5 protein-coding genes are annotated in these 4475 nt (G+C 58.0%); all 5 read right to left on the minus strand.

Annotated elements, in window-relative coordinates; translation table 11 throughout:
- The coding region (locus tag RR842_RS11495) for a PrgI family protein (protein ID WP_332729808.1) at nt 1-389 on the minus strand (389 nt) is incomplete at its 3' end.
- 12 nt (nt 390-401) lie between these two features.
- Nucleotides 402-617, minus strand: coding sequence for a hypothetical protein (locus RR842_RS11500; RefSeq protein ID WP_079535874.1), 216 nt, complete (start codon nt 615-617; stop codon nt 402-404).
- A gap of 199 nt (nt 618-816) precedes the next feature.
- Nucleotides 817-2649 (minus strand): type IV secretory system conjugative DNA transfer family protein, encoded by a 1833-nt coding sequence (locus RR842_RS11505; protein WP_332729809.1) that lies wholly within the window; start codon nt 2647-2649, stop codon nt 817-819.
- A gap of 1 nt (nt 2650) precedes the next feature.
- Nucleotides 2651-3232, minus strand: a complete 582-nt coding sequence (locus RR842_RS11510) for a hypothetical protein (protein ID WP_332729810.1) — start codon at nt 3230-3232, stop codon at nt 2651-2653.
- A gap of 76 nt (nt 3233-3308) precedes the next feature.
- Nucleotides 3309-4082 (minus strand): hypothetical protein, encoded by a 774-nt coding sequence (locus RR842_RS11515; protein WP_332729811.1) that lies wholly within the window; start codon nt 4080-4082, stop codon nt 3309-3311.
- Between the last annotated feature and the right edge of the window lie 393 nt (nt 4083-4475).

A 4475-nucleotide genomic window follows, 5' to 3' on the forward strand; every position in this document is an offset into this window, starting at 1 on the left:
TCGGCCCCCTTCCTCTTGGCTTTGCGCGCATGCTTGCGGTCTTGTTTCTGCGCAAGGGCTTCGCGCAGGGGTGGCGCTACCTTGTCGATGGAAGATGCGTGCAGGATCCTGTCGTCGCTGAAGGTGTGCTGGAACCACAGGGGCATGAACTGCTCTAGCTTCATGCCTGACGGCCGCCAGAACCCGGCGAGCCAAAACGGCATGGAGGCCACCATGACGGGAAGCGTGGCATTCGATACGTCGATGCCGAGTACGAAGTAGGTGAACGCCGCGGCAGCGACCGCGCTTGCAAGCCCTCCCACGACGCAGGCAAGCGTGCGAAACGAGAGCTTGCCCACCACCTTCTCGGCGTACTCTCCGATGTCCTTGTGCACTGATACGCTCAGCATAGGTCGTTTCCCTTAAGCCGGAAGCCAGGACGTGTCGAGCATGCCGAAGTACACTGCGGCGGCGATGATGATGGCACCGCCCGCGATGGTCGAGATGGCGCTAGCTATCTGGGAGCCGCCTTGCTGCTCGCGGATGGCAAGGCCCAAAGATACCGCACCCCAGACGACCAGAAAGCCGCCAAGGAAGGTGACGCAGCCCGAGACCAGGCTGATGATGTTTGCAAGCATGAGCTTGTTCTCCTTTACATCTGTTGACAGCTTGAAGTGGAAGTAGCTGCCGGGAGTTGCGTGGTAGAATCCGACGTGGAGCTTTGCTCCTTTACATTGGCGGTGGCGGTCCCGTGCGTTTGTGTGGAAGCTCTCGCGTGGCTATGGTGCCTGCATGGCATGGCCGCCGCCGTTGAGGTCGCCGCTGGGACAGTTTGTCTCAGTGCATATCCACCACCTCCGTCTCGGCTTCTCCCTTGGGCCTATAGGGCCTGCCGACGTGCTTGAAGCGCTTGTGCTTCTCGGGCTCGTACTTGTCGTCGACGAGGGGGTCTGTTCCGGCGATGAGGACGATGGCCTTGCTTCGGGGCAGCTTTCCCACCTCCGCTGCTTGCATCAGGCCGCGTTCGGAATGTCCGTAATTCCTCGTCGTGGAAGACTGCGCCCCGCGGGATTCGTTGTAGTTGAGCGTCGCCACCGTCTCCTTGCCGATCATGTCCGCTATCTCCTTGTTGGTCTCGTTGGACTTGCCGCCAAGGAAGAGCGTCGTGTCGCAGCAGTCGATGATGGTCTGCGCATCGTCTTGGTATTCCTTTTTCAGCTGGGCAAGGGACTGCAAGATGATCGAAAGCGACATGTTGCGGCTTCTAACGACTGCCACCATCTTCTCTACGTCGGGCAGGTGCCCGAGGTTGGCGAACTCGTCGAAGATGAAATGCACTGGCGTGGGCAGCTCGCCGCCGTAGGCCAGCAGGGCCTTGTCGCATAGCTCGTTCATGGCCTGCCACATCATGATGGCGAACAGGAACGAGAACGTGTCTGCGGTGTCCTTCATGATGGCGAATATGGCGGTCTTCTGCCCCGGATCGCCAAGCGTGTCAAGATGCATCTCGTCATAGGACAGAAGCTCGCGCATCTCGTCGAACGAGAATGGGGCAAGGCGCGCGTTGCAGCTGATGATGATGGACTTGAGCGTCTTCGCGGCCCCGCTTTTGAACGCCTTGTAGTTGTACAGGGCGAAGTCCTTCTCCGGCGATACGGCCTCGCCAACCGAAACCCAGGCATACCCGTTATCTGAGGTGTTCGCAAACCCGCGGACGTTCTCGTCGAACCCGGCAACCGGCCCGCCTGTGCGCTTGTAGGCCATACCGGTCTCTATCTCGGTGAACAGCAAGTCGAGCGGGCTCATATAGCCCTCGTCTTCTTCTTTGGCCTCGGCTAGGCTCAGAAGCGTCATGAGCCCCGGTATGTTGCAGTCTTTCTTGGGGCAGTGGAACACCAGATACCCGATGAGCGCCATGTAGAGCATGCGCTCGGATTTCTCCCAGAAGGGGTCAGAGGTGCTCTCTCCTTTCGGGGTGGTGTTCTTGATGAGGCAGTCGACGAACATGAGCACCTGGGACTGGGTGCGGACATAGGCAAGCGGGTTGAAGTGCTTCGACTTGCCGAAGTCGATGGTGTTGAAGCTTAAGACCCGATAGCCCGCATCTTCCAGCATCCAGCCCGTGTCTGGCAGCATCGTCCCTTTCGGGTCGGTGGTGAAAAACGAGGCGTTGCACTGCATGAGGTTGGGCAGGACGTAGAACCGGCTCTTACCCGAGCCGCTGCCGCCGATCACGAGCACGCTCTTGTTGCGCTCGTAGTCGATGTCGAACTTCTTCCGGGATAGCGCCATGCCGAGATGCTTGGTGAAGATGACGTTGTTGTCCGGATGTGCCGCGTCCATGAACTTCCTGCCTTGCTTGATGGTGCCCCAGCGGGCGCTGCCGTGCTCTTCGCCTTGCCGGTAGTTGCCCTCGCGTGAAAGGGAATAGGCCCACACCATCCAGATGCCGCACGCGGCCACGAGGCCCGCGCAGAGCGATGACGGCAATAGGCAGAACTCGAAACCCCCCGAAGCCAGAAAGCCCGGCGTCGCAAGAAGAGCTTCATTTATGTGGGCAAGCGTGGGCTGCGGATAGGTGAGCAGGCATGCCACATAGGCGTCTGCGAGCAGAAACGCGATGGCGGACAGAACGAGCGTGATGATGAGCCGATCTTTTCTGAGCTTCATCCTATTTTGCCCTTACCTCGGCGAACTTATCCTCGCGTTCGCTTGCGCGCTCGCGGCTGCGATCATGGCTGCCCTCGAGCGCCTTGGCCGACTCGCGAACGCGCGTGGCGCGCGCATCTAGGGGCTCATCGTCTCGGCTCGTCTCCTTCGCTTTGGCTTTATCCGGCTCATCGCCCTTGGACAGTTCTGCGTCAGCTCGCCGAAGGGAGGTTTCTACATCTCCGATCAGCTCATCGAAGACGCGGTCGACCTTGCCCGCATCCTCGACCCTGAACAGCAAGGATTCATGGCCTGTCTGCTTGTCAGTCATGAAGCTATGGTCGATATCCGCTTCGGTGAGCGCCTTTTGCAGGATCTGCTTGATGGAGTCGTAGCCCTCGATCGTTTCAAGCTCGACCATGTTGAGCCGCGCCCATTCGACCTTCTCTACGTATTCGGGTGCCGTATCCCCCTTGGTCTTCTTGAGCGCGATAGAGAGCTTCCTCGCTGCGGCGTGCATGGCATCTTGGCCTGCATCCTGGCCGATCTTCATCAGCCAATCGCAGAACTTCTCTCCCGATTCGTCTCCGAAATCGCTTGGCATGTTGCCCTCCGTATCTACTGGGACAATCTGTCTCAGTTGCTATCGACGTGTTGCTGAGACAAATGTCTCACCATAGTTACTTGCGAGGTGCTTCTGGTTCGCGTGTCGCATGGCTGGGATATGCCAGCTTTTCAGCCGACGTGCGCACGCCTTGGGCTTTCGCCATAAGCGATGGCGCATGAAAGAAGGGGTCTTTCTTGAGGATGGTGGCGATATCCTGCTCAGCTTGAGAGAACGTATAGCCTTCATTCAGCCTATATCGCCCATAGGGGTCGTCGAACTCTCTTGTCTGCAGGTCGAACGCGCAGATCCGCTTGTCGTCGGGGGTCTTCAGATGACCCGAGCCATCGTGGTATTCGACCCACGTCCAACCTTCCGGAAGCCCTTCTGCCTGCCAGCTTTTAGGCGGTATGCTGAGCACGTCCGAGCTCTTCATATAGCTCAGAGTTTCGCAATCCTCGACGCTTGATTCATGCATTGACTCGATTACGGTTGCGAACTCGAGGTAGTTCTCGGAAGTGTGCTCGAACGAGCAACTTTCAAAAGCGATCCAATCGTTTCCGCTCTTCTTTAGCGTCCACCACTCATCGCCGCCATTTACCTGCTGTATGAAGGCAAGGTCCTCATAAAGGAAACCCTGCCGTATAGCCCAGTTGCCACCACTGAGAACTCGATGTAAAACTCCCATATCCTCGATGCGGGAAAAGGCATAGGGATAGTCTTCGAGATAGGGGTCATCTTGCCAATCGTATCCGCCGCGGCGAAGCCAGCCGTTCTCCTGGCACTTGTCTGCAAGGGCCTTGGCGGTGAAGGCGTCGACAGAGTGCGTCTTTTCTTGAAGATCAATCACGGCATCCTTCTTTCTATTGCTAGAGGTTGCCGCAGGGTTTTGTGGACCCTGCGGCAACGGGCGGGCTGGGCTACGCCATGATGCGCGGTTCGTTTCCAAGGTTCTGATTTAATCGCCTGCATCAGCGAAGCCTCGTGCCGCGTTATACAACGTATCCGCGCTTTGTTCTGGGGTGGGGAGCTGTGACGTCCCGCGTGGTCCCGCGTAGCATGTTCGCCCCATAATCTCCGTAAGGTCGGCGAAGGTCGGGGCCCGTCAAATGAAAGACTCGGCAGGTTTCGGCGATTCGCGAGACGATAGCTTCTGCCGACTCCTTCTCTCCGCGCTTAGAAAGCTGCACCTTCATCTCATCGATTGAGTACTGCGATGTGAATATAGTCGTCTTCATGTCCT

This window comes from Gordonibacter sp., assembly GCF_036667095.1.
Lineage (GTDB): Bacteria > Actinomycetota > Coriobacteriia > Coriobacteriales > Eggerthellaceae > Gordonibacter.